The organism is Lutispora thermophila DSM 19022, assembly GCF_900142105.1.
Classification (GTDB): Bacteria; Bacillota; Clostridia; order Lutisporales; family Lutisporaceae; genus Lutispora; species Lutispora thermophila.
In genome coordinates this window covers 20,553-47,538 of record NZ_FQZS01000014.1, presented here as the reverse complement: position 1 = coordinate 47,538, position 26,986 = coordinate 20,553, and the positions used below count along the sequence as shown (strand labels likewise).

Here is a 26,986-nt window from a genome sequence, read left to right as displayed (position 1 = left end):
AAAACCTGCCATTTACTATAGTCTTTCAACGAGCTCCTTTGTATCTCTAGCAATCATAAGTTCCTCATTTGTAGGAATCAATAAAACTCTAACCTTTGACCCGTCTTTTGATATATCAACTTCTTTGCCTCTTACATTATTCTTCGCAGGATCTACTTCTACTCCTAAGAATTCAAGACCTTCGCAGATGGAAGCTCTCATGACATCTGAGTTCTCACCTAAACCTGCAGTAAATACTATGGCATCTATTCCCCCCATAGCTGCAGCATAAGCTCCAATATATTTCCTTACTCTATATGCAAATATCTTAAGAGCAAGTTCTGCCCTCTCATTTCCTTTTTCAGCAGCTTCTTCTATATCTCTGAAATCACTGCTTACGCCAGACACACCTAAAACACCTGACTGCTTATTAAGTAGTTTATCAACACCATTCAAATCTAGACCCTCTTTTTCGGCTACGAACTTAACAATGGCTGGATCCAAATCTCCACATCTTGTTCCCATTGCCAAACCTTCAAGAGGTGTAAAGCCCATGCTGGTATCTATTGATTTACCATGTTTCACAGCAGCAACACTAGCTCCGTTTCCAAGGTGACAAGTCACTATCTTCAAATCTTCAATATTTTTGCCTAGCATTGCAGCAGCTCTCTGAGATACATACTTATGAGAAGTTCCATGGAATCCATATCTTCTAACTCCATATTTCTCATATAATTCATAAGGAAGTGCGTATATGTAAGCTTCTTTTGGCATAGTTTGATGGAAAGCAGTATCAAATACTCCTACCATAGGTACTCCAGGCATTAATTGCTGGCATGCCTCTATACCTATAATGTTCGGCGGGTTATGTAAAGGAGCCAAATCAATACATTCTTTCAGTGCATTGATAACCTCTTCAGTAATAACAACTGAACAAGCAAACTTTTCGCCTGCGTGAACTACCCTATGTCCAACAGCATTTATCTCCTTCATGTCTTTTATGACACCATATTTCTCATGCATCAAAGCATCAATTACATTCTTTAATGCCTCTTTATGAGTAGGCATATCCGCTTCAATTACTACTTTATCCCCATTTTTTGGCTGGTGTTTCAATACAGAACCTTCTATTCCTATTCTTTCAACAAGGCCCTTCGCTTCAACTTCTTCATTTTCCATATTTATCAATTGATATTTCAGTGATGAACTACCACAATTGATGACAAATATCTTCATCATAATACCTCCTATTTATAAATATTCAACCATTATTCTTTTCTATATAAAACAATAATATCCTTCTTTTCTATCATAATTATTTTTTATTATAGTTTTTTTATGATAATATATATATGTATTTTTTCATTTTTACATATTTTTATCCCAAGGAGTGCTATATGAAGGTTTTAGGAATAGTTTCTGAATATAATCCATTTCACAATGGTCACAAATATCATCTTGAAATGTCTAAAAAGATATGCGATGCTCAATATTCTGTTGCTGTAATGAGTGGTAACTTCTTACAAAGAGGAACACCGGCTCTTTTTGACAAATGGACTAGAGCAAAAATGGCTGTATTGAATGGAGTAGACCTAGTCATAGAACTGCCAGTAATATACTCATGTCAGGTAGCTGAGATTTTCGCTTTTGGGGCTGTAAAGCTGTTTAACTATCTAGGTATTATAGACTACATAAGTTTTGGCAGCGAAAATGGCAATATAGATGACCTTTACAAAGTGGCATATACCTTATTAGATGAACCTGAATATATAAGAAACCAAATAAAAGATATGATGTCTAAAGGCATGACATATTCAAAAGCTTTAGGTCAAGTCTACAACAAGTATTACGAAAATATCCTTCAATATCCAAACAATGTATTGGGTATTGAGTATATTAAGTCCATAATATACCTTAACAGCTCAATTAAGCCTATAACAATAAAACGAGTTATGAACAATTACAACGATACAGATTTCACAGGCACCATATCGAGCGCAACAGCTATAAGAGAAGCTTTTAGGTCTAGTGAAAAAATGAATAGTATCAGGATGGCAACTCCAGATGTTACTTGGGATATAATGATGAATAACATTGAGAAAGGAAAAGGCCCTGTATTCTGGGAAAATTTTTCTGACACTCTTTTATATGAAATCAGAAGATCCAGTCATCATGATATTGAAAGATTACCGGAGATAAGAGAAGGACTCGAATATAGATTAAAAAAAGCCGGCAATATCTCTTCGTCTTTTGAAGAACTCATAACCAATATAAAAACCAAACGATATACAAGAACATCCTTGCAAAGAACCTTGTGTCATTTGCTTTTGGGCATTTATAAAGAAGATGTAAAAAAAGCTGTTATCCCACAATGCCCTATGTATATCAGAGTTTTAGCCTTAAATAGCAACGGAAGATATTTGCTTAAGGAAATAAAAAAAAATACTGACTTGCCTATAATAAATAAAGCTGCTGCTTTCAACCCTGATTCCTCTTATTTGAAAAGAGTCTTCGACTTAGATGTAATGGCAACTGATATATACAATCTGGGATACAGATACAATAGTTACAAAACAGCCGGTGAAGATTTCAGAACTTCTCCCTTTTATGCAGATTTGTTATAATATTCTTTTATTGCTTTATTTATCTTCGTCATTGCTTCCAATGCAGCTTTTTTGCCTTCTTCTACACAAAGCTCAACATTTGTAAAATCTAGGGGGTTAACATTTTTAATTACTGGGCTAATTACAATATAATCATCTGTCAGTTTATTCTCAAGGATTGTATTTTCCATGGTCTCTATGCTTTGCATAATAATATCGAATATGTTCTTAGGCTTGAAAATGCTTTGGTCCTTGCATACATCTACTGCAATTATTATATCTGCACCCATATCCTTTACAATGTTAGCTGGCACTCTTTCCACTACCCCACCATCTACCAATACCATGTCATCAATTTCCACTGGACAAAATATTCCTGGAATAGATGTGCTAGCTCTTATAGCTTTCCACAATGGGCCTTTGTCGAACACATACCTTTTAGAGTATGTCAGATCTGTTGCAACAATTCTAATAGGAATGTCTGCATCCTCTATATTCATATTTCTAGTAAGTATTCTAAATAGCTCTTCAGCCTTCTTTCCTGTCAAAATACCTTTTTTTGATACAGCAGGATCCATCCAAAGATCTGCTTTCATGTTTTTTGCCAATTTTATCATAATGTCCAAATCAATTCCGCATGCATATAAAGCTCCTATTATAGCCCCAATACTGCTTCCTGCAATGCAACAGGGTTTAATATTATTTTCTTCCAGAATCTTTAACACTCCCATATGAGCTAGTCCTTTTGAGGCTCCAGAACCTAACGCCAAACCAATTTTTGGCTCTTTTAACATAAGCTATTCACCTCCTTAATGATTTTTAAAAATAACTAGTATAGTTGAGTATCCAATTAATATAATATACTAACTTATATTTTGTTCAGGTGATGCTTTTATGAGAAAAAACTTCTCAGTGTATATCAATGCCCTAATTTTTATTTTTATAATTACCAGTATAATAACATATCCTCAAGAAACATTTAAGTCTTCATTAGAAGGCCTTAACTTATGGTTCAATGTAGTATGCCCTGCACTCCTTCCTTTTTTTATATGCACAGAAATTCTGATCGGATTAGGAGTGGTTAGTTTTATCGGCAGCATATTCAGACCTCTAATGAGTATTATATTCAACATCCCGGGAGAAGGTGCTTTTGCATTTGCAATGAGCATAGCTTCAGGTTATCCCGTTGGAGCCAAAATCGTTGCCAGCCTTAGAAGCAATAACCAGTGTACAAAGGTTGAAGCTCAAAGAATGATAAGCCTTTGCAGTACATCTGGACCTTTGTTTATAATTGGAGCTGTATCAGTAGGAATGTTAAAAAAACCGGAAATTGCATCTTTACTATTGTTATCCCACTATCTATCAGCAATCAGCTGCGGCTTCATTATGAAATTTTATAAAAAAGGAGAGAAATCAAGAAGTAGCACATCCATTACCAATCCTTTTAGAGAAATGATAAGACATAGAGAAAAGGATAACAGAAACATAGGTCAACTAATGGGAGATTCGGTAAAAAACGGGGTAAGTCTGGTTTTATTGGTCGGAGGTTACATAGTTATATTTTCAGTTATATCAAGGATAATAAAACTTACTGGATTATCAGCAACTATAGCTAATATCATAAATCTTCTACCTTTTATAAACATAAGAAACAGTGAAAATATTTCAATGATAATCACTGGGATTCTTGAAGTTACAAACGGTATAAATGCCTGCGCTTCATTGTATTTACCTGATATAGTGAAAGCTTCAATTGTAAGCTTTTTTATTGGGTTTGGGGGTATATCTATAAATGCGCAGGTATCCGGTGTAATTCAAAATACGGATATAAACTTCTTTATATACTTTCTTATGAAAATACTTCAAGGTACTTTTGCTGCACTATATACAGTACTTTTAAGCAAAATAGCCAATCTTCCTGCATTTAGTACTTATCCAATTTATCCAAGTTATCCTTCGCTGTCCTGGTATAGTACAATTATATTATCTTTTAAATTTCTATCCACATACTTATTTACTCTGTTTCTATTATCACTTATTATATATATTTTTTTATCATTGAAACCTCAAAAAAAATAAGCTGATATACAGCTTATTTTTAACTCTGCTGCCATCAGCTTTTATAATTTTTTAATTCTTCTCTGTTAGCGTTAATAGTAGCCAGAACCTTTTCTACCTTTGCCGATAATTCTACAAGTATATCATCAGCATAAGCTTTTGCTCCTAATCTTATTTTTTTTGCATCCTGCTGTGCAGCACTTATTATTTCCTTTGCCTGTTCATTTGCTCTCTTTGTAATTTCGCTTTCATCTATCATGCTCTTTATTCTTCTGTCAGCTTCTTGTCTTAAAATCTCAGATTCTTTTTCAGCTTCAGCCAGTATCCGTTGTCTTTCTTCTTTGATCTTTTGAAGCCTTTCATCGCATTCTTTTCTTATATTCTCTGCCTCTTTTTTAGCTTCAATTAATATTTTCTGCCTTTCTTCTTTGATCCATTGAGCTTGCTTCATTTCATCAGGAAGTTTGATTCTTATATCTTTAATTATATCCAGCAATTCTTCCTTGTTTACAACGACTTTAGAAGACAAAGGTAAATTTGATGCCTTTTCAATTATATCCTCTAAGGCATCTAACAAAAGCAAAACCTCCATTACATAACCCCCTGCTTATACTTTTTTATACAATTCCCTTTCTACTACCTCCGGTATCAAGCCTTTCACACATCCTCCAAATTTAGCTACTTCTTTCACTAAACTAGAACTTAAGTAGGAATACTTATTGCTTGTCATCATAAAAATCGTCTCTATTTCAGGGTTTAATTTTCTATTCATCAAAGCCATTTGAAACTCATATTCAAAATCGGATACAGCTCTTAAACCTTTTATTATAGTGTTAGCATTGTTTTTCTTTGCAAACTCAATTAATAAACCATCAAATGAAGCTATTTCAACATTTTTGATATTTTTACAACTTTCTTTCAGAAACTCCAATCTCTTTTCTACAGAAAAAAGCGGTGATTTATTACTATTGATAAGCACTGCTACTATAAGCTTATCAAATAACTTTGAAGCTCTCTCAATTATATCCAAATGTCCATTAGTAACCGGGTCAAAGCTTCCAGGATAAACTCCAATTTTCATTTTTTATCTCCCCATTCTAATTTTTGATACAATATAGCGATAGACTATTATTGCCATATTTTTTCTCTTTGAATTTTACCAAAACACCTGTTGTTTCAGGCATTATATCCTTGGAATCATGTTCAATAATGATTATCCCGTCCTCTGCCAGCAGTTTTCTCTCTAAAATTTTACCAGCTGCCTCCAAGGCTATGCCCATTTTATAGGGAGGATCTATAAAAATGATATCAAATTCTCTTCCTTGATTTGATAACCTTTCAATAGCTACAGAATAATCACTATGTATAACTTTTGTTTCATTTATAATATTGATTTTTTCTAGATTCTTCTTCAAAACTTTAATGCTATCAATACTTGCATCCACAAACACTACATCCCTTGCACCTCTGCTGTAAGCTTCTATACCCACGCCTCCGCTTCCTGCAAACAAATCTAAAAACCTGGAATCTATGACCTTATTTCCTAGAATGCTGAACAAAGCTTCTCTAACTTTGTCTGAAGTAGGTCTTATATTATCTGTATTTATACTCTCCAGTTTTCTTCCTTTTAAATCTCCTGCTATAATTCTCAATAGATATCCTCCTAAACATAATAACAACAATAATATTTTACCACAAAACCTATTTTTAGACAAAATATGATTTATTTAAGTGAATAAAAAACACTTAATTGCAAAATCTATAATTAGGGATATTAGTAATACACTATATTTCCCCATAGAGCTCTTCCTTCAATTTCTCCTCTCCCTATACTGGTGATTTATCACCAGTATTTTAATTTAATGCTATTTCTTCTGTTATTTTTGCGTATTCATCATCCAAATATTTCTCCAACTTATGGTAATCGCATTCTTTTATTTTATTTTGTCTATATAAATAGACGATGGCTTCTTTGGAGGTTTTAATAATTTCATGATCCTTTGATAAATCCACAAGCTTAAACTCTGGCAAACCATGCTGCTTTGTCCCTAATATTTCACCACTTCCTCTTGTCTCTAAATCCTTTTTTGCAATTAAAAAACCATCGTTAGTTTTTGTCATAAACTTAAGTCTATCTCTTACACTTTGACTATCAGAGTCAGATATAAGCACACAATAGGACTGATGACTTCCTCTTCCTACTCTTCCTCTCAACTGGTGAAGTTGAGCTAGTCCAAACCTTTCAGCATTCTCAATCAACATTATTGTGGCATTAGGCACATTGATTCCAACCTCAATAACCGTTGTTGATACAATTATATGGATTTCCCCATTTTTAAAGCTCTCCATGATCTTATCTTTATCTTCATTTTTCATCTTTCCATAAATAAGGCCGATGTTATAATCTTTAAAATAGCTTTTTTTTATGTTATCGCAATATTCTTTTGCAGAATTGATTTCCAACTTATCAGATTCTTCAACTAACGGACATACAATATATGCCTGTCGTCCTTCATCAATGTGTTTTTTTACAAAATTATAAAGTCTTTCTCTTTTATCAGATCCGATGAAATAAGTTTCAACTTTTTTCCTGTTTGGTGGAAGCTCATCTATAACCGATATATCCAAATCTCCATAAAGAACAAGTGATAATGTTCTGGGTATAGGAGTTGCACTCATAACCAACACATCAGGATTGACTCCTTTAGATTTTAATACTGCCCTTTGCCTTACTCCAAATCTATGCTGTTCATCGGTAATGACTAATCCTAAATTATTAAATTCTACACCATCACTCAATAATGCGTGAGTGCCAATAACGATATTAATCTTTCCATTATTGATGTTTTCCAGTACTTCTTTTTTCTGAGAAGTCTTCATGCTTCCTGTCAATAAAGCAACATTAATATCCTCCAGACCAAGCTCTATATATCCCTTTATTGTTTCAAAATGTTGAGCCGCTAATATTTCTGTTGGTGCCATCATGACACCTTGATAACCGCTCTTAACACAATTAAGCAATGCCAAAAATGCTATAACTGTTTTGCCTGATCCTACATCGCCCTGAATCAATCGATTCATAACCTTTGGTTTACTCATATCCGTTAGAACTTCTTCCAAAACCCTTTGCTGCGCACCTGTTAGTTTATATGGAAGCTTTGAAACAAAAGCCTTTACTTCCTCTGTGGCTCTAAATTCTATTCCTGTATCCTGATCAGTAGAAATACCCCTAAGCCTAATTATATAGGATTGTAAAAAAAAGACCTCCTGGAACTTTAATCTCCTCAAGGCAAGCTGCAAATTCTTTTGAGTATCTGGAAAATGAATGTTCCTCAATGAAAAATTAATTTCTGCTATCTTGAATTTAGTTCTGAAATCAGAAGGAAAAACCTCTTCAATTGTGTTATCGATATACTCTAAAGCATAATAAACTGCTTTTCTCATTTCTTTTTGGCTTAAACCTTCAGTCAATCCATACTCAGGTACAATTCGAAATGCATTTATATTATTTGATGATATCTTTTCATACTCAGGACATTCCATAGAAATATAATTATTAATTAAACTTGTCTTTCCAGAAAAAATGATGGTATCGCCAGGCTTAAATAAAGCTTTAGCATATTTATTATTATAGAAAATAATGACAAGAGAGCCTGTCCCATCACTCACCACATATTTAGTTATAAGGAGACCTTTTTTGCTTCTGGATTCTGTTGCTTTTGCCTGTATGGTTCCTTTAATGTTATAAAATTCATCAGGCATCAGATCTCTAATATTCGTTATGATGCTTTTATCCTTATATCGTTTTGGGAAATAATAAACTAAGTCACCTATGGTTCTTATGCCAAGCTTTAACAGTAATTTTGCTTTAAAGCTACCTATTCCCTTTAAAACCTGAACATTTTCATCTAATTTGTTCATTTTGATACCCCATCATAGATTCATTTCACATAAAATGCGTAAATTCTATTAAATTTACGCATTTTGTTGATATATTTTATTCAACAGATAAAATATAATAATACAATGGTTGTCCTCCATAATGCATTTCTATATCACATTCCTCATAGCGTCCTCGAATATCTTCTTCCAGCTTCAAAGCCTCTTCTTCACTTACATCGTTGCCATAATATACAGTTATCAAAGAAGCATCTTCATCTATCATGGCATCCATTACCTTATATATTACATCTTTCATATCTTCCCCAACAGCATTTATCTTTCCATCTGTAATACCTAGATAGTTTCCTTCTTCAATATCAACCCCATCAAAATTGGAATTCCTTACTGCATAAGTTATAAGGCCAGTCTTCACTTCACTTATAGCCTTATTAATCTTCTTTTCATTTTCTTCAATTGATTTCTCAACATCTAGTGCCATTAAAGCGCTTATTCCCTGAGGTATAGATTTGGTAGGTATAACAGTTATATTCTTATTCGATATAGATTTTGCTTGGTTTGCTGCCAAAACTATATTACTATTATTAGGTAGTATTATTATATTTTCCGCATTTATTCTATCAACACTTTTTAATATGTCTTCTGTGCTTGGGTTCATGGTCTGTCCGCCTTCAATTATTTCATCAGCTCCCAAATCCTTAAAAATTCTAGATATTCCCGAACCCATAGCTACAGCAACTACTCCATAATTCTTTAGTTCCTCATTGGTTTTTCTTTCTTCCTCATTCAGTAAGAGTTCTTGATGCTGCTCTCTCATATTATCGATTTTAATTTTAGATAAATAACCAAATCGCAAAGCTTCTTCAATAACAGTTCCTGGGTTGTTTGTGTGGATATGAACCTTTATTAGATTTTCATCCCCTACAACTACTATCGAATCTCCAATATCTATTACTTTCTTTTTAAACTCTTCAGGATTTAAATCTTTACCTTTAATAAAAAATTCAGTGCAATAACCAAAGACTATGTCATCATCATAAACAGGTTTAGCAGTTTCAACTTCAACCTCTACTACAGGAACCTCTGCTAACTGTATTACTTCTTTTGTCACAAGATAATGATGCATGCCTTTAAGAATAAATATAAGACCTTTTCCTCCTGCATCTACAACTCCTGCCTGTTTTAAGATAGGAAGCATTTCAGGAGTTTTGTTTAATGTTTCATTGGCTTTTTCAATAATCTTGCCCAGTAATTCTGCTGTGTTCGGAGTGCTCTTTGCTATCTTTAGACCAAACTCTGCTCCCTCTCTTATTACAGTAAGTATAGTTCCTTCAGTTGGCTTCATTACAGCCTTATATGCTGTATTGCAGCCTTCCATTATTGCATTGGCTAAAGCCACCGAATCAATTTCCTTCACATTCTTTAATCCTTTTGCAAATCCCCTAAATATCTGAGACAGTATTACTCCTGAATTACCTCTGGCTCCCATAAGGGAGCCGTTTGCTGCTGAATCTGCCACCAAACTTACTTCTAGATCTTCACATTTATTTATTTCTTTTACTGCTGAGTTCATAGTCAATGACATATTAGTGCCTGTATCACCATCAGGTACTGGAAATACATTTAGTGAATTTACTATATTTTTATTATTCTCAAGGTTGTTAGCACCTGAAATTATCATATTTTTCAGATGCATACCTTGTATTACTTCTCTATGTATGTCTGACAAAGTTTGAACCTCCTTAATAGAGCTATACTCTAACTCCTTGTACATTAATATTTACCTTTTTTACTTTTAATCCTGTTAAGTTTTCTAATGTATACTTTACTTTACTAATAATATTGTCTGCAACAACAGATATTTTTGTACCAAACTCAACGATAATATATAAATCTATTATTATTTCCTCACCATCAGAAGACACTTTTACTCCTTTGCTGAGGTTATCTTTTTTCAATAACTCAACTATACCATCTTTAGCACTTTTTGACGCCATACCTACTATGCCATAGCATTCAGTGGTAGCTAATCCGGCTAAGGAAGCTAAAACATCATCAGATATATTAATTTCTCCAAAATCTGTTCTCATTTTACCTGGCATTATTATATCGCCTCCTGCTTTTTAAATATATTTTATAATAATGTAAGTGATTGTGCAAGCAATTACAGTAACTCCCTATTTCAAAGGGATTAAGATACTCCTTCTTCATAATTCTTAATCAATTTGGTATTTAATATCAGAGAAATCTTTTATCCATTACATTATATAATTATTTCCTATAACAAATAATATTAATTAATATCAGTTGGTTTTTTAAGTAAATATTTTTTTGTATTATTGCCTTTATTATAGTATATGTGTTAAAATAATAATGTTTTATGTGAAAGTAATCTACCGAAGGAGGTGTGCATATATGGCTAGACATTGTGAAGTGTGCGGTAAAGGTATGATTTCAGGCAATCAAGTAAGTCATTCAAACAGACACAGCAGGAGAGTTTGGCTTCCTAACATCAGAACTGTAAGAGCTATAGTTAACGGTACTCCTAAGAGAATCCATGTTTGTACCAGATGCTTAAGATCTGGAAAAGTTCAAAGAGCTATATAGTATTTAAAACATTTATATTAAAATGAAATGAATTTACTGAGCAACACCCCTTTGGTGGAGTATTAGCTCAGTAAAGAGCAGAGGAAAGGTTTCAATGGAGACCTTTCTTAATTTTTATATAGATATATTCCAACATAGATTAAAGCAATGGCTGACAGCAATATCCAACCCATAAGAGGCATAGTTACCGCTAATAAAATACCTAATCCAATAGAAAAAACCAATAACCCAGCAACTTTTTTCTTCTTATAGCTCATACTATACCTCCTATCTACTTAAATATTGAAATGTAAACAAGATAGCATATTGAAGCAATAAAAAAAATTACTATGATATACCAAGCCCACAAAGGCATCATCCTTACCAAAATAATAACTGCCAATAATATGCACATGATTCCAGCGAATTTTCTATAGGAATACCCCATATAAACTCCTCCAAATAAAAATACCTCTATACTAATATATAATACTCGTATAGAGATATTTATGTTACTCAATCTCGCGATTTTATTACTAATAAATAACCGCTTTTTATACTTATATGTACTTTTTTTTCTTTAAATTCATTGCTTGTTCCATATGGGTCACCAAATTCCATTACAGCATCATTCAATTCATATTTAGCACCATTAATGCATATACCTTCAACTCTTGGAGTAAAAGGTATTACAGAAAAATATTCTCCTGGTTTTCCCGATATAGTAATTTCCCTATCTATCAAAAATATTTCATTCTGCTTATCAGCAATGTACATTTTTACTCCTCGATCGATACCAATTTTAAGCAATGATATGTTTGCCAAAGTATGATCCAATCTATTGCCTGTAGCACCTAAGATCACAATTTCATCCGAAAAATCCAGAGCTTTCAAAATGCAAATATGGCTATCAGTTTTATCTTTTTCTATTGGATGTTTTTCAACTTTTATTCCTTTATTTTTATAGTACTCTAGATATTCACTGCTTGATGAATCAAAATCACCTATAATAATATCCGGATCTATTCCCATTGCATAGGTATGTCTGGTACCGCCATCTGCACATATAACATAATCCGCAGATTGTATTACCTTAGTTGAGTAGCTATAATCAGTTATTTCACCATTGCAGATTATTACAGTCTTCATTTATCTTCATCTGCTTTCTTCATAAGCCTGATAGTCTCTTTCACATTTTCAGATCTAAATATGGCAGACCCTGACACAATGACTTCTGCCCCACAATCACATACTTTTTTAATATTGCTCAACCCAATTCCTCCATCTACCTGAATTGGTATACTTTTATTTTTTTTCAACAAATACTCTTTTAACAAGGATATTTTTTCATAGATTGCCGGTATAAACTCTTGTCCACCAAATCCAGGATTTACAGACATAATAAGTATCATATCTATATCATCCAATAAATGTTCTATAACATTAATAGGTGTAGCTGGATTTAATGCTAAACTAGCTTTTATTCCTTCACTCTTTATCATCTGCAAAAGTCTATGCAAATGTCTTGAAGCTTCTGCATGTACGCTTATAATATCTGCCCCTGCATCAGCAAAATCCTTGATATATGATTCTGGTTTTTCTATCATCAGATGGACATCAAAAATCAAACCAGATACTTTTCTCAAGCTTTTGACTACAGGAGCTCCTATAGTTATATTAGGTACAAAGTGACCATCCATAACGTCAATGTGAAGCATATCAGCACCTGCATCTTCAACAGCTTTTATGTCTGAAACCAAATTTGCAAAATTGGCAGATAATATGGATGGGGCTATTTTAATCAATTTAATACCTCCTATTTTTCATCAAATCACATAACATCTGTATATAATGTTCATATCGCATAGGATTTATATTGCCTTTTTCCAAAGCTTTTTTTACTCCACATTCCGGTTCCTTATAATGCATGCAAGAGGGGTATCTACAGTTCACATGCTTTTGAAACTCGGGAAACAAATATTGCAATTCTTCTTCCTTAATGTCTACCAGATCAAAAGAAGTAAAGCCCGGTGTATCAACTACCATTCCTCCAGAAATCAGCTTTATAAGCTCTGCATGCCGTGTTGTATGTGTGCCTCTTTCAGTTTTACGACTCAGATCACCTGTTTTCAAAGACAACCCCGGGCTAATGGAATTAAGAAGTGAAGATTTTCCTGCTCCTGATGGTCCAGCAAATACTGAAACTTTTCCTTTTAATTTATTCTTCAGTTCATCTATGCCTATATTTTTTAATGAACTGGTGCAAATATAATCATAAGGCACACTGGAAAGCATATCAATAATAGGTTGTACTTCATTGTTTTCATCTAAATCGATTTTATTTAGGCAAACCACCACATTTACCCCTACATATTCACTATAAACCAAGAACTTTTCTAGTAAACCTATATTAATATCAGGCCTTTTAATGGCAAATACAATTATTACCTGGTCAATATTAGCCACCAATGGTCTTTGCAATTGATTTCTTCTTTCATGTATATTGAGAATATAGCCTTGTTTTGAGCTGTCATTTATCTCTATATCAACTATATCTCCAACAAGAGGTATAATTTTGTCCTTTCTGAATCTTCCTCTTGCTCTGCACTCATATACATGCTCGCCTGTATCTACATAATAGAAGCCACCAATGCCTTTAATAATAGTGCCTGATATCATACATCATCCTCCGCTAAAATTTATAAACTGTGCTATCATGGAAACTGTTATTTATATATACTTCAAACAATACTTCACCGGTACCGTTTACTTCTATCTTCAAAGGACTATCTGCAGGTGTATGAGTATTCTCATAAATCAAGGAACTCTTGTCACCTTCTATCTTGAATATAGTGACTTTCATGCTGTCCAGGTTTTTAGGCAAATCTACATTTAGATATGTCTTTTTCGCAGGTTCTTCTTTTGGTCCTTTGCTTATAACAAAATCAACTACACTTTTTTTGCTGACTTCAGTGCCTGGCTTAGGAGTTTGATTTATTACTTTCCCCTTAGGAACAGTATCATTATAGTCTTCAGTTATATTACCTAAAATTAAATCTAGAACTATAAGCTGTTTTTTTACTTCTTCAATATCCGTTCCAGTAAAATCAGTCATAAAGAACTTTTCCGGTCCTCCACTGATTACATAATCAACTTTAGTACCTTCATCAACGCTTAATCCTGCTGCAATACTTTGTCTTATTACAACACCACTGGGATATTGACTGTATTCCTGTGAGACCTCCCCTTCCTCAAGTCCAACGCTTTCTAATATTATATCAACTTCATCATAATTCTTACCTACAATAGAAGGAACCTCCACCTTTTTTGGACCTTTACTTACAATAACCCTAACTGGATTTGTAACCTTATTTTGAGTATCAGGTTTGGGATCCTGCATAACAATATAACCTTCAGGCACATCTTTGTTAAATACTCTTTCTTCAGCAACATCCATCACAAGTCCCAAAGCTTCTAACTCTCTTCGAGCATCTTCTTCGCTTTTACCAATTATATTAGGTACTTTTACAACCTTAACATTGAAAAGATTGTTAATAAACATATACCCTCCAAAGATCAATATGGCTAAAAACAATCCCGACAATATAGCAATTATAGTAATTTTTTTATTGGTAGTGGATTTTTTTGGTTTCTCTTTTTTCTTCTTTTCTGCCTCTAATTTTTCCTTAACATCTATATATTTTATCGGTTCGATTACCTTTGTGTTCTCATCCAAGACCTTATTCTTTTTTACAAAATCTCCATTAGGCATTATCAGGGATTGCTTTAGATCATCGATTATTTCAGAAACGCTGTTATACCTTTGACTAACATCTTTTTCCATAGCCTTCATTATTATATCTTCTAAGCTTTTGGGAATTTTGCTATTTATTGACCTTGGCCTTTCAGGTTCTTCCTGTATATGCTTCAAAGCAACGGATATAGGAGTTTCTCCTTCAAAAGGAATCCTTCCTGTTACCAGCTCATACATTACTACACCTAGAGAATAAATATCCGACTTTTCATCAGTATATCCTCCTCGAGCTTGCTCCGGAGAAAAATAGTGTACAGATCCGATAATATTTCCTGTATTCGTAATGGTTGATGATGAAACAGCTCTGGCAATACCAAAATCTGTAACTTTTACAGTACCATCTTCTCTAATCATAATATTATGAGATTTAATATCTCTGTGAACAATATGATTTGTATGTGCATGCTCCAAAGCTGAAGCTATTTGCAAAGAAATGTTAGTAGCATATTCAATCCCTAAAGCTCCTTTTGACTTAATCAGCTCTTTTAATGTTTGGCCTTTTATATATTCCATAACTATGTAATATATATCATCTTCCATTCCAACATCATAAATGCTGACAATGTTAGGATGAGACAAGCTTGCTGCAGCTTGTGACTCTCTTTTGAACTTTTTTATAAACTCTTCATCTCCTGTAAACTCAGATCTAAGTATCTTAACTGCTACATATCTATTAAGCAAACGACATTTGGCTTTATATACAAGTGCCATGCCTCCGCCGCCAATTTTCTCCAGTATTTCATATCTTCCCCCGAGCACTTTACCTATCAATATTGTCACCCCCTAACTCCACTTCAATTACCACTACTGTTATATTGTCGAGGCCTCCGTTGATATTTGCTCTTTTTATAAGTTCGTTGCAAACTGTCTTATACTCCTTTACACTTATTATAGTTTCCAATATTTCATCATCAGAAAGCATGTTAGACAGACCATCTGTGCATATTAAAATAAAGTCTCCATTACTTACAGTAATATCCTTAATATCTACTTCTAAATCCCTTGATGTTCCTAATGCTCTTGTTATTAAATTCTTTTGGGGATGGTGACTTGCTTCCTCAGGCTTAATGGTCCCATTCTTTATTAATTCAGCAACATATGAGTGATCTTCCGTTACCTTTGATATCTTATCATTCTTTATTAAATACATTCTGCTGTCTCCCACATGTCCTATAATCAAACTGTTACCAATAATCAAAGCTAATGTTAGAGTCGTGCCCATGCCTGAACACGCAATATTCTCTTTTGAAAGGTTATATACAGATTCATTAGCATATAAAAACGCATCTCTTACCAGATTTTTATAGTCTTCTGTTTTATAATGGCTACAATCTTGCAAAGCTTTTTCCATAAAGTTTCTTACTTCAGATACAGCCATTTTGCTTGCTATTTCCCCTGCATTATGTCCACCCATTCCATCTGCTACTATACATAAATAAGGTTTACCATATTCATAGTTTTCTTGGCAATAGAAAAAATCCTCATTAACCTTTCTCACTAATCCAATATGAGAAACTCCATACGACCTCATTTAAACACCTCTATTTCTAACCTAAATAGGTTTTAGGCATAAACATACTTAAAAATTTTTATTTCGACATATTAATAAAAACTCCTTTATTCTATAGATTATATCACTAAATTTTATCATTTTCTTCAATAAAATGATTTTTTCTTAATTGTCCACATGCACCTTGAATATCAGAGCCCAACTCTCTTCTCAAAGTTACTTGAATACCGCTTTCTTCAATTATTTTCTTAAACTCTTCAATGCTGCAATGTTCTGACCTCTCATATACTTTACCTTCTACTGGATTTATAGGAATTAGATTGACGTGGCAAAGTTTACCTTTTAATAATTTTACTAGAGCTTTCGCGTCATCCTTTCTGTCGTTTATATCTCTGATTAAAGCGTATTCAAAAGTAATCCTTCTATTAGTTTTGTTAATATAATAATCACATGCTTTCATCAATTCTTCAATGTTATATTTTCTGTTTATTGGCATCAGACTGCTTCTTACTTCATCAATAGCACTGTGTAATGATATTGCCAAATTACACTGTAGATTTTCATCTGTAAAGCTATAAATCTTGGGTACTATACCTGATGTAGATATTGTAATATGTCTCATTCCTATATTCATGCCTTCCTTATGATTTATGATTCTAAGAAATTTCATCAATTCATCATAATTATCAAAAGGTTCTCCTATACCCATTACTACGATATTGGATATCTTTACTCCATTTTCTCTCTCAGTGGCCATTACTTCTTCAATTATTTCACCGGAGCTTAGAGATCTAACCAAACCGCCTTCCGTTGAAGCACAGAAACTGCAATTCATCCTACAGCCTACTTGACTTGATATACATATGGAATAACCATGCTTGTATTTCATCAAAACACATTCGACAGCACTTTTATCATGCAAGCCTAGCAGCAATTTTATAGTCCCATCCTTTGATTGTTGCTTTTCAATCAATAATGATCTGCCAATATAGTAATTCTCCTTTAAAAACTCAATAATTTTCTTAGGCAGATTTTTCATATTTTCAAAGCTTTCCACATCTTTGTATATCCATTTAAAAATTTGAGTTGCTCTAAACTTTGGAAATCCATTTTGAACAACTATTTCTTCCAATTCTTCCATGGTTAAATCCTTAATATTTTTCTTTTCCATCATCCCACTCCATCATCTTTTCTTAATTCTGGCAATAAAAAAGCCGTCAGTATTATGAACATTGGGATATAGCTCCAAGAATCCTTCTTCCGCATTGGGAGCATACAGATTCTGGGGAATCAAGCTTTTTATGTTGTCCAGATAAAAATCACTATTACTAGCCAAAAAATTCCTCACAATATCCATGTTTTCTTTTTTATTTAGAGTGCATGTGCTATATAATAGCACTCCTCCCTTTTTCAGATATTTTGAAGCATTTTCCAATATTCTATACTGTAACTTAGGCAATTCATGTAAATCAGCAGGCTTTTTCTTCCACCTTATATCCGTTTTTCGCCTTAACAGGCCAAGTCCGCTGCAAGGTGCATCTACCAATACACCGTCTGCCTTACATAAGTAACTTTCATCAATATCTTTAGCATCAAACAATTGGGTTTCAATAATATTGATACCTAGCCTATTGCTATTTTTATTTATTAGTTCCAGTTTATGTTCATGTATGTCCCTACAAACAATAAATCCTTCATTATTCATTAATTCTGCCATATGAGCTGCTTTCCCTCCAGGTGCACTGCATACATCAATTATCCTCCAACCTGGCTTAGGATTCATAATCTTGCCCACAAGCATGGAACTCTCATCTTGAACAGAAAAATAACCTTTTTTAAATATTTCAAGATTCTCAATAGAAGATGTACCTCTAATATTTATAGCCTCTTCGTTATATAATCCTTCCCTGTATGTAATACCTGATGCTTTAAGATGTTGCAACAGTTCTTCTTTTGTTGTCTTCAATCTGTTTAATCTTATAATAAAAGGCGGCACTTGGTTATTTCCTATCATAAGCTCCTCTGCAAATTCTACTCCATAATCCCTTAACCAGATTTCTACCAACCATTTAGGATGAGAATATCTTACAGACAAGAATTGACTCAAATCACTTTTATCAGGATATCCAATTTTTTCTTTGCTTCTTACAACACTTCTAAGCAATCCATTGACAAACTTAGAGGAGCCAAAGCTGCTATATTTTTTGGCCAGTTCAACACTTTCGTTGCAGACAGCTGAATCAGGAATCTTATCAAGAAACATAATCTGATATATTCCACATCTTAAAATATTTTTTATACTTGAATCCATTTTTTCTAGTTTTATATTTGAAAACTTCTTTATAATCCAATCTATATATATCAAGTTTCTGAGAGTTCCGTTAACTATTTCAGTAACTAAAGCTTTATCTAGCTTTTCCAGGTTCGAATTATTCAGCCTTTTCCTTATCTCAATATTGGAATAGGCATCCTTCGTAATAATATTATTAAGAATCAAATAAGCTTCTTCTCTTGCCCAGTTTTTATCCATATATTCTACTCCTCGTTAAAAAACTGATAGCAAAGCTATCAGTCTTGTCTTCTTCCTCTGATTAATAAAAGTCTAAGCAACTGCAATATTGCAGTTACAGTGGCTGCCACATATGTAAGAGCAGCTGCTGATAAAACTTTTTTTGCACCATAAACTTCGTCTCTTGCAACCAAACCATAATCTTCTAATGCAATTATTGCTCTTCTGCTGGCATTATATTCAACTGGAAGTGTAATAATTTGAAATAATACTACGGCGCTAAAGAAATAAATCCCTAATGTAAACAATTGCATCATATTCAATACTAAACCAATAAATATTAAAAACCAAGCTGCTTGTGAACCAAATGAAGCAATTGGAGCTATTGTATTTCTTATGGTTAAAGGTGTATAATCTTCACTATGTTGAATGGCATGGCCACATTCATGAGCAGCAACTCCTGCAGAAGCCAGTGAAGTTCCATTATAAACATCACGAGATAAGCGAAGTACTTTGCTTCGCGGATCATAATGATCCGTCAACTGGCCTCCCACCATCTCTATCCTAACACTGTTAAGTCCATTTGCATCTAAAATCCTTCTGGCTACTTCGTAACCAGTATATCCGTAACTGTTTCTCACTCTCAAAAATTTATTGAATGTAGAAGTTATTTTTGTCTGAGCATAAAATGCAAAGATCATACCTGGTATAAGCAAGATGTATGTCGGATCGTATCCATATCCATAGTACATGATTACCCCTCCTCAACCTAAAATGGTATTCTTTTCTATAGAATGGCCTCTTAAATAAGCCCCAACATCCATTCTCTTTTGATTTTCAAACTGGATCTCTCTAATACATAAAAATCCTTTTCCACAGCTGATAACTATGTTATCTTTATTGACCTCAGTAATTATCCCATATTCTTTATTCTCATTTTCTTCATCTATAATATCTGCCTTAAAGATCTTGAACATTTTTCCATTGTAATAAGAAAAAGCCCCAGGCCATGGATATGTGCCTCTAATTAAATTTTTAATTCGTTTTGAACTCCAAGACCAATCAATTTTTCCCGTGTCCTTTTTCAACATGGGAGCATAAGTTGCTTCGTCGTTGTTCTGCTTTACTCTTATTATATTACCATTACTTATATTTTCCAGCGTTTCAATCAACACTTCTGCACCCATTATGGAAAGTTTGTCGTGAAGTTCTTGAGCATTCATATCATCATCTATGCCTATTTCCCTTTTTAAAATCATATCACCGGTATCTAACCCAACATCCATATACATTGTTGTTACACCTGTCACTTTATCTCCATTTATGATGCTCCAATTAATAGGTGCAGCTCCCCTCAACTTAGGAAGCAATGACGCATGAACATTTATACATCCCAAAGAAGGTATGTCCAATATCTCCTTGGACAATATCTGCCCAAAGGCCACCACAACTATAGCATCTGGTTTTAGTTCCCTAAGCGTTTCTACAAAATCAGGCGTCTTTATTTTCTCAGGCTGATAAACCTGAAGACCCATTTCCAATGCCGCAGTCTTCACAGGAGGATAAACCAACTTATTTCCTCTTCCTTTTGGCCTGTCAGGTTGAACTACTACTCCACATACTTCATGACCATTATTTTGCAGTGCTCTTAAACAAGGTACTGCAAAATCTGGCGTACCCATAAACACTATCCTCATATTAATCTCTTCCTTGTTCATTAATACTTATAGCTTTATCTATAAATAGTATTCCATTTAAATGGTCTATTTCATGACACAAAGCAACAGCTAATAAATCTTCCCCTGTTATTTCGAAGGTTTCTCCCTTTCTGTTGAGAGCTCTAACTATTACTTTCTTAGGCCTTTTCACTATTCCGGATTTTCCAGGGATGCTCAAACACCCTTCTTCTCTCTGCTGTTCACCGCTTTCATAAACAATAACAGGGTTTATCAACTCAATTAAACCTTCTCCAATATCTATTACAACAACCCTTCTCAGAATTCCTACCTGAGGAGCAGCCAATCCCACTCCGTCTGCAGCTCTCATGGTCTCCGCCATATCATCCAACAATGTTAAGATTCTATCATCAATTTTTTCTACCTTCTTTGAAACTTTTCTTAATATTTCATCTGAATCCTTTCTTATAGCTCTAATAGCCATCATATTCCTCCTATCATATACCTTAACATTACTATAGCATATTTAATGGATTGATATCCATACTTATACCTATTTCATTAAAATTTAGTAAATTTAAATTATAGAAGTTTTTCATTATCTCCAATAATTTACCTTCTTCATCTGCCTTTAATACCAATTGCCATCTATGCCTGTTGTTTATCTTCGATAACGGTGCTGGAGAAGGCCCCCATATTTCTATATCATTTCTATCACAAGTTAAATCCTTTATTAAGCAACCTATATCTTTGGCAGCCTTTATAACCTTATCTTCCTTATATCCACTTATGATAACATGACATAGATGAGAAAATGGAGGGTAATTCATCTCCTTTCTTAATTTAATTTCATCCTCATAGAATCCCACATAATCATGTTTTTTTGCATGCAATAAACTGTAATGGTCTGGAGAATAAGTCTGTACGATAACTTTTCCAGCCTTATCTCCTCTTCCTGCTCTACCGGAAGATTGAGTCACCATCTGAAAAGTCCTTTCAGCGGATCTGAAATCCGGCAAATTCAAGTAAGTATCAGAGGTTATTATGCCTACCAATGTTACATCCGGAAAATCATGACCTTTTCCGATCATTTGAGTACCAATAAGTACATTAGCCTCCTTGTTTCTGAACTTTTCCAATATTATCTTATATGAATTTTTCTTAGTTGTGGTATCTGCATCCATCCTCAATATGTCAGATCGTCTAAAAGTTTTTATAAATTCCTGTTCCACTCTTTGTGTTCCTATACCAAAGTATTTTATATACTTACTTTTACAACTTGGACATTCCGTAGGGTTTACTCTGGAATAACCACAATAATGACATGATAAGAAATTACCTTTAGCATGGTAAGTCAATGATATATTGCAATTAGGACATTTAGCAACATAACCACAACTCCTGCAGGAAACAAATGTAGAATAACCTCTTCTGTTAAGAAATAGTATCAGTTGATCATTATTTAATAATGCATTATTGATCTCCTGAAAAAGTCTATTGCTGAAAATACTCTTATTTCCTGCCTTCAACTCTTCTCTCATATCTACAATTTCTATATCAGGCAAGCTTCTATTGTTAACCCTGTTATTAATTGAAACCAATCTCATATTATCAAGATGGTTTACAGCTTTATAATAACTTTCTATAGAAGGGGTGGCAGAACCTAGCAATAAGTTTGATCCTTCAATTTCACATCTCTTCATCGCTACTTCTCTTGTATCATATTTAGGTCTGGTCTCTGATTTATAGGTACTTTCATGCTCTTCATCTATTATTATTATTCCCAAGTTTTTAAAAGGTGCAAATATGGCAGACCTTGCACCAATAGCTACCTTTGCCTTTCCTTCGGCTATTCTTCTCCATTCATCATATTTTTCACCATTGGAGAGACCACTATGCAATACTGCAACTGTATTGCCAAATCTGCTTATAAAACGCCTAATCATCTGAGGTGTCAAAGATATTTCGGGAACAAGCACGATTCCTTCTTTTCCCTTTCGCAACTCTTCTTCAATCAACTGAAGATAAATTTCTGTCTTTCCGCTTCCTGTAACTCCATGGAGAAGAACATATTTACCTGCAGAAAAATGACTATTTATTTCCCTTATAGCCCTTTGCTGTTCATCCGTCAATATTTTTTTACTTTCGGGAGATACTTCTTCTTGTTTTAGTCTATAGGCCTCCCTTTCTTCTACTCTTATGTAACCTTTCTTTAGCAAACTGTTGATCGTATCTTGACTAATATCATATTCCTTTTTCAACATTGAAAGACTTATTCCCGGATTGTTTAATACCACATCCATTAACACACTTTGCTTTTTTGCAGCAGAGGATATTTGTATACTTTCTATATTGCTCGGATAAACAAATTTTTCATATTTTATACTTTCCTGCTTTTTTATAAATTGCTTTTTCTTTAATATATTAAGCTTTACAAGTTTCCTTAGTGCATTGTCCAACTGATTATCATTAAAGTTATCACGCAATTCTTCCTTAAGGGCACTACCTCCATTATCCTCTATGAACTCTACAATCTCTAGAAGCACTTCAGGACATCCTTCTTTCAACAGCTCCATTGAGTTATTGTAATTGCTCAGCTCATAAACATAGGTATTTTTGATTCGTATATTCGCAGGAAGAACACTATGGATGGCTTCAATGTAATAACATAAATATTTTTCACGAATCCAAGCAATCAACTCTATCATTCTTGTAGATAAAAATTTTTCATTGCTAGTCAAGCTTATTATGGATTTTAGTTTGCTCATATCAAAATCTATGCTATCTTTTATTCCCACCACATAACCTTCCACTTTTTTATTTGATATGCCGAAGGGCACTATTACTCTGTGTCCTACATCTATTTCCAAATCATCTGGTACCAGATAGCTATATATCCTATCTGTCTCTTTACATTTATTATCAACTATGACTTGAGCAATTCTTAAACTTTTCAAATACCTCACTTCCCTTCGACATCCAATGGTTTAAATTTGACTCATGAGCAAAATAAAGCGCACTAGGTACGCTTTATTTCAATTATTCTATCTAATATTTCATCTGCCAATTGAAGCTTTGTCATCTTAGGCAGTTCTTCTACAACTCCGTTTTTATGGATTATCTTGACCACATTGGTATCAGAAGCAAAACCCGCTCCTTCAGTAAATAAATCATTTGCTACAATAAAATCAAGATTCTTTTTTGTTACTTTCTCCTTGGCATTTTCAATAAGATTCTGTGTCTCCATTGCAAATCCAACTAACACCTTGTCGCCTTTTATTTTTCCGAGTTCATATAATATATCCGGATTCTTCACAAGCTCAATTGTAAGGCTTTCCCCGCTCTTTTTTATTTTATGGTCATGAACCGTTGCAGGTGCATAATCTGCAACGGCAGCACTTTTAATTATTATCTGTGCCTCATCAAAATGTTCCATTATTTTGCTTTGCATATCCTTTGCTGAGCTGACAGGAATCATAATTACTCCATCAGGAGCCTTCAATGCTGTAGGACCTGATATAAGATAGACCTTAGCCCCTCTTTCAGCAGCCTTTTCAGCAACGGCATAGCCCATTTTACCGGTAGAATGGTTTGATATGAATCTAACCGGATCAATGGCTTCTCTCGTAGGACCTGCAGTAACAATTACTGTTTTACCTTCAAAATCTCTTTTTTTATCAAGTAGCCTGTTTATATAATCTACTATGTCCTCAGGCTCAGCCATCTTGCCTTTACCAATATCTCCACATGCCAGCCTGCCCTCTCCTGGTTCTATAAACTTATATCCTAACTCTTTCAATTTCTCTATATTTGATTGTACTATGTTATTTGCATACATGTTGCAGTTCATAGCAGGTGCAAAAACAACAGGAGCCTTTGTAGCCATAATCGTAGTTGTCAACATATCATCAGCTATCCCATTGGCTATTTTCCCAATTATGTTAGCAGTAGCAGGAGCAATAATAACCAAATCAGCCTTTTTGGCAAGAGATACATGCTGTATCTCCCAATATTTAGGCTCCTTAAACATGTCAACAATAACCTGATTTGATGATAAAGCCTGAAATGTAAGGGGGTTAATAAAATTAACAGCATTCTTCGTCATAATGACATCCACATTGGCTTCCGCCTTCACCAGACGACTTACTAAGTCACAAGACTTATAAGCAGCTATTCCCCCCGTAACACCTAATAATATGTTTTTATTCTTTAACATTTATTTCACCTGTTTGCTTGTTGCTCTTTCCACTGACACACTCCAGTTTCCCTTCAGCTATTTCATACATAGCAACTGTTACGGGTTTGGTTGAATTGGTTTCTACCAAGCTTGGCTGGCCATCAACCAACTGTCTGGCTCTTTTGGCTACTGCAACAACAAGCGTATATTTGCTATCTATCTTTTCGAGCATTTTGCTTACTGTCGGATCTATCATCATAATAATTCCTCCTTGAACTCTGACAAATCAATATGATATCTATTTAATTTGCACTTTTCTGCTGTAATTATACAATATATTTTTTCTACAGCACTGTACAAATCATCATTTACAACTATATAATTGTAATATTCTGCCTGTTTGATTTCTTCATAGGCACATTTCATTCTTTTCTCAATATCTTTCTGTGCCTCAGTTCCTCTTTTCATAATTCTGTTTTTCAATTCTTTATATGAGGGAGGCATAATAAAAATAAAAATACCCTCTTTATAATTCTCCCTTACTTGTTTAGCACCTTGGATGTCTATCTCCAATATGACATCTTTTCCTTCACTTAATCTATCAATTACATATTTCTTAGGTGTTCCGTAGTAGTTATCATAAACCTGTGCATACTCTAAAAATTCTCCTTGCTGTACCATTGACTCAAAAGTTTCTTTACTGATGAAATGATAATTTACCCCATTGACTTCATTGTATCTTGGTTTTCTCGTAGTGGCTGAAATAGAAATCTCTAAATTTTCTATATTTCTCTTAATCAATTCCTTGCATATTGTCCCTTTACCTACCGCTGAAGGTCCTGATATCACAATAAGCAAGCCTTTTTTATCTATCATTATCCTCACCTTATTATTATACTTATTCTTGAACTTCTTCCTCTTCTACTTCATCCACCTTGCCAACTAACCTGTGCGCTACTGTTTCCGGCTGTACAGCCGATAATATTATATGATCGCTATCTGTTATGATAACTGCTCTCGTTCTCCTTCCATAGGTAGCATCTATCAACATCCCTCTATCTCTGGCTTCCTGAATTATTCTTTTTATTGGTGCTGATTCAGGACTAACAATTGCTACTAACCTATTTGCTGATACAATGTTGCCAAATCCAATATTGATAAGTTTAATACTCATTACAAATCCTCCTAATGATCATTCTATATTTTGAATTTGCTCCCTGATTTTTTCTATTTGTGTTTTTAAATTAACTACATTATTAATTATATCTATATCTGTAGCTTTTGAGCCTATTGTATTCGCTTCTCTGTTCATTTCCTGCACTATAAAGTCCAGCTTTCTTCCTATTGCAGATTGCGATTCCAGTGTTTTCTCAAATTCGACAATATGGCTTCTAAGCCTTACTATTTCTTCATCAATGCTGCTCTTATCAGCTATTATTGCAATCTCGGTCATCAATCTGTTCTCATCTAAAGCTATGTTTTGAGTTAATTCCATAATTCTTTCCCGAAGTTTATACAAATATTCGCCAGCCAGATTATCCGCCTTGGCCTCTATGTTGTCAACAATTTCTCTTATATCCTTTAACTTTAACTTTATGTCTTCATCTAATCTTTGCCCTTCTCTTTCCTTCATATTGTTTAAAGCGTTAAAGGCTTTCTCCAAAGCTACTCTTAAAATGTTCCAAATCTCTTCTTCCTCTTTCTCAATTTTATCAACCTTAAAAATATCTGAAAATCTGGTCAATAAAGTAAGACTTATATCTTCATTTATATTAAACTCATCTTTTATAGTTTTCAGACAGTTAATATAAGACTTTGTCAGATTTGTATCAATTTTTATATCAACATCCTGTCCAAAAGAATCATACTTAATATAAATATCAACTTTTCCTCTGTTTATTTGAGAAGACGCAAACTCTCTAACTTTATCCTCCAAAGCCAACAACGATTTAGGCAACCTAATGGAAAAATCACTATATCTATGATTAACCGATCTTACATCCACAGTGAAACTATAATTATCTTCGCTATATTCACCTCTGCCAAAACCCGTCATGCTCTTAGCCATTATATCATTCCTTTCGGATAAGTATTTGTGATATCTTTAATTTTCTTTTGTTTTCTTCAGTTCTCTATAATTTTATATAATTTTGTTAAAAAAAACAATAGAAGAT

At 33.7% G+C, this 26,986-nt stretch carries 28 protein-coding genes; 3 read left to right on the top strand and 25 right to left on the bottom strand.

Annotation, left to right across the window (positions count from 1 at the left end; genetic code table 11):
• Window positions 1-15 precede the first annotated feature (15 nt).
• Window positions 16-1,215 (bottom strand): acetate/propionate family kinase, encoded by a 1,200-nt coding sequence (locus BUB48_RS10860; protein ID WP_073026263.1) that lies wholly within the window; start codon window positions 1,213-1,215, stop codon window positions 16-18.
• A 161-nt stretch (window positions 1,216-1,376) separates the two neighbouring features.
• Between BUB48_RS10860 and BUB48_RS10855 the strand changes: the two genes are divergently transcribed.
• A complete protein-coding gene (locus BUB48_RS10855; RefSeq protein WP_073026262.1) occupies window positions 1,377-2,603 on the top strand; it encodes a nucleotidyltransferase in 1,227 nt (408 codons plus the stop codon).
• On the opposite strand, the gene BUB48_RS10850 is transcribed toward BUB48_RS10855, so the two are convergent.
• Window positions 2,585-3,376 (bottom strand): patatin-like phospholipase family protein, encoded by a 792-nt coding sequence (locus tag BUB48_RS10850; RefSeq protein WP_073026261.1) that lies wholly within the window; start codon window positions 3,374-3,376, stop codon window positions 2,585-2,587. The two genes, BUB48_RS10855 and BUB48_RS10850, sit on opposite strands and share 19 nt — an antisense overlap.
• A gap of 100 nt (window positions 3,377-3,476) precedes the next feature.
• Here BUB48_RS10850 and ylbJ point away from each other — a divergent pair, with 100 nt between their 5' ends.
• Window positions 3,477-4,661 (top strand): sporulation integral membrane protein YlbJ, encoded by a 1,185-nt coding sequence (ylbJ, locus tag BUB48_RS10845; RefSeq protein ID WP_073026260.1) that lies wholly within the window; start codon window positions 3,477-3,479, stop codon window positions 4,659-4,661.
• Window positions 4,662-4,695: 34 nt separating this feature from the next.
• On the opposite strand, the gene BUB48_RS10840 is transcribed toward ylbJ, so the two are convergent.
• From BUB48_RS10840 to BUB48_RS10815, 6 genes are all read right to left on the bottom strand, one after another.
• Window positions 4,696-5,232 (bottom strand): SPFH domain-containing protein, encoded by a 537-nt coding sequence (locus BUB48_RS10840; RefSeq protein WP_073026259.1) that lies wholly within the window; start codon window positions 5,230-5,232, stop codon window positions 4,696-4,698.
• Window positions 5,233-5,247: 15 nt separating this feature from the next.
• Window positions 5,248-5,721, bottom strand: coding sequence for a pantetheine-phosphate adenylyltransferase (gene coaD, locus BUB48_RS10835; protein ID WP_073026258.1), 474 nt, complete (start codon window positions 5,719-5,721; stop codon window positions 5,248-5,250).
• 16 nt (window positions 5,722-5,737) lie between these two features.
• Entirely contained in the window at window positions 5,738-6,292 is a 555-nt protein-coding gene (gene rsmD, locus BUB48_RS10830) for a 16S rRNA (guanine(966)-N(2))-methyltransferase RsmD (protein ID WP_073026257.1), read from the bottom strand.
• A gap of 202 nt (window positions 6,293-6,494) precedes the next feature.
• The gene (gene recG / locus BUB48_RS10825; RefSeq protein WP_073026256.1) at window positions 6,495-8,561 is read right to left on the bottom strand and encodes an ATP-dependent DNA helicase RecG; all 2,067 of its coding nucleotides are present in this window, start codon (window positions 8,559-8,561) and stop codon (window positions 6,495-6,497) included.
• 76 nt (window positions 8,562-8,637) lie between these two features.
• Entirely contained in the window at window positions 8,638-10,236 is a 1,599-nt protein-coding gene (locus BUB48_RS10820) for a DAK2 domain-containing protein (protein ID WP_073026337.1), read from the bottom strand.
• A gap of 55 nt (window positions 10,237-10,291) precedes the next feature.
• A complete protein-coding gene (locus BUB48_RS10815; protein ID WP_073026255.1) occupies window positions 10,292-10,642 on the bottom strand; it encodes an Asp23/Gls24 family envelope stress response protein in 351 nt (116 codons plus the stop codon).
• A gap of 313 nt (window positions 10,643-10,955) precedes the next feature.
• Between BUB48_RS10815 and rpmB the strand changes: the two genes are divergently transcribed.
• A complete protein-coding gene (gene rpmB, locus BUB48_RS10810; RefSeq protein WP_073026254.1) occupies window positions 10,956-11,147 on the top strand; it encodes a 50S ribosomal protein L28 in 192 nt (63 codons plus the stop codon).
• A 107-nt stretch (window positions 11,148-11,254) separates the two neighbouring features.
• Here rpmB and BUB48_RS18115 read toward each other — a convergent pair whose 3' ends face one another.
• The 17 genes from BUB48_RS18115 to BUB48_RS10730 form a co-directional block, all read right to left on the bottom strand.
• On the bottom strand, window positions 11,255-11,404 hold the full coding sequence (locus BUB48_RS18115) for a hypothetical protein (RefSeq protein WP_175548411.1): 150 nt from the start codon (window positions 11,402-11,404) through the stop codon (window positions 11,255-11,257).
• 238 nt (window positions 11,405-11,642) lie between these two features.
• A complete protein-coding gene (locus BUB48_RS10805; protein ID WP_073026253.1) occupies window positions 11,643-12,275 on the bottom strand; it encodes a thiamine diphosphokinase in 633 nt (210 codons plus the stop codon).
• Entirely contained in the window at window positions 12,272-12,931 is a 660-nt protein-coding gene (gene rpe / locus BUB48_RS10800; RefSeq protein WP_073026252.1) for a ribulose-phosphate 3-epimerase, read from the bottom strand. The genes BUB48_RS10805 and rpe overlap by 4 nt, the downstream gene beginning before the upstream one ends.
• A 1-nt stretch (window position 12,932) precedes the next feature.
• The gene (rsgA, locus tag BUB48_RS10795; protein WP_073026251.1) at window positions 12,933-13,805 is read right to left on the bottom strand and encodes a ribosome small subunit-dependent GTPase A; all 873 of its coding nucleotides are present in this window, start codon (window positions 13,803-13,805) and stop codon (window positions 12,933-12,935) included.
• A 13-nt stretch (window positions 13,806-13,818) separates the two neighbouring features.
• On the bottom strand, window positions 13,819-15,711 hold the full coding sequence (pknB, locus tag BUB48_RS10790) for a Stk1 family PASTA domain-containing Ser/Thr kinase (protein ID WP_073026250.1): 1,893 nt from the start codon (window positions 15,709-15,711) through the stop codon (window positions 13,819-13,821).
• Window positions 15,701-16,471, bottom strand: a complete 771-nt coding sequence (locus BUB48_RS10785; protein WP_073026249.1) for a Stp1/IreP family PP2C-type Ser/Thr phosphatase — start codon at window positions 16,469-16,471, stop codon at window positions 15,701-15,703. The genes pknB and BUB48_RS10785 overlap by 11 nt, the downstream gene beginning before the upstream one ends.
• A 106-nt stretch (window positions 16,472-16,577) precedes the next feature.
• Window positions 16,578-17,624: a 23S rRNA (adenine(2503)-C(2))-methyltransferase RlmN gene (rlmN, locus tag BUB48_RS10780; protein ID WP_073026248.1), complete on the bottom strand. Its 1,047-nt coding sequence runs from the start codon at window positions 17,622-17,624 to the stop codon at window positions 16,578-16,580.
• 9 nt (window positions 17,625-17,633) lie between these two features.
• A complete protein-coding gene (gene rsmB / locus BUB48_RS10775; RefSeq protein ID WP_073026247.1) occupies window positions 17,634-18,980 on the bottom strand; it encodes a 16S rRNA (cytosine(967)-C(5))-methyltransferase RsmB in 1,347 nt (448 codons plus the stop codon).
• Window positions 18,981-19,018: 38 nt separating this feature from the next.
• The gene (locus tag BUB48_RS10770; protein ID WP_073026246.1) at window positions 19,019-19,711 is read right to left on the bottom strand and encodes a zinc metallopeptidase; all 693 of its coding nucleotides are present in this window, start codon (window positions 19,709-19,711) and stop codon (window positions 19,019-19,021) included.
• A 12-nt stretch (window positions 19,712-19,723) separates the two neighbouring features.
• Window positions 19,724-20,656: a methionyl-tRNA formyltransferase gene (gene fmt / locus BUB48_RS10765; RefSeq protein WP_073026245.1), complete on the bottom strand. Its 933-nt coding sequence runs from the start codon at window positions 20,654-20,656 to the stop codon at window positions 19,724-19,726.
• 1 nt (window position 20,657) lies between these two features.
• On the bottom strand, window positions 20,658-21,119 hold the full coding sequence (def, locus tag BUB48_RS10760) for a peptide deformylase (protein ID WP_073026244.1): 462 nt from the start codon (window positions 21,117-21,119) through the stop codon (window positions 20,658-20,660).
• A 31-nt stretch (window positions 21,120-21,150) separates the two neighbouring features.
• On the bottom strand, window positions 21,151-23,592 hold the full coding sequence (priA, locus tag BUB48_RS10755; protein WP_175548410.1) for a primosomal protein N': 2,442 nt from the start codon (window positions 23,590-23,592) through the stop codon (window positions 21,151-21,153).
• A gap of 62 nt (window positions 23,593-23,654) precedes the next feature.
• Window positions 23,655-24,851, bottom strand: coding sequence for a bifunctional phosphopantothenoylcysteine decarboxylase/phosphopantothenate--cysteine ligase CoaBC (gene coaBC / locus BUB48_RS10750; RefSeq protein ID WP_073026243.1), 1,197 nt, complete (start codon window positions 24,849-24,851; stop codon window positions 23,655-23,657).
• Window positions 24,838-25,068, bottom strand: coding sequence for a DNA-directed RNA polymerase subunit omega (gene rpoZ / locus BUB48_RS10745; protein WP_073026335.1), 231 nt, complete (start codon window positions 25,066-25,068; stop codon window positions 24,838-24,840). The genes coaBC and rpoZ overlap by 14 nt, the downstream gene beginning before the upstream one ends.
• A complete protein-coding gene (gmk, locus tag BUB48_RS10740; RefSeq protein ID WP_073026242.1) occupies window positions 25,068-25,688 on the bottom strand; it encodes a guanylate kinase in 621 nt (206 codons plus the stop codon). The genes rpoZ and gmk overlap by 1 nt, the downstream gene beginning before the upstream one ends.
• 22 nt (window positions 25,689-25,710) lie before the next feature.
• Window positions 25,711-25,986: an extracellular matrix/biofilm regulator RemA gene (gene remA, locus BUB48_RS10735; RefSeq protein WP_073026241.1), complete on the bottom strand. Its 276-nt coding sequence runs from the start codon at window positions 25,984-25,986 to the stop codon at window positions 25,711-25,713.
• Window positions 25,987-26,004: 18 nt separating this feature from the next.
• Window positions 26,005-26,880 (bottom strand): YicC/YloC family endoribonuclease, encoded by an 876-nt coding sequence (locus tag BUB48_RS10730; protein WP_073026240.1) that lies wholly within the window; start codon window positions 26,878-26,880, stop codon window positions 26,005-26,007.
• Window positions 26,881-26,986 lie beyond the last annotated feature (106 nt).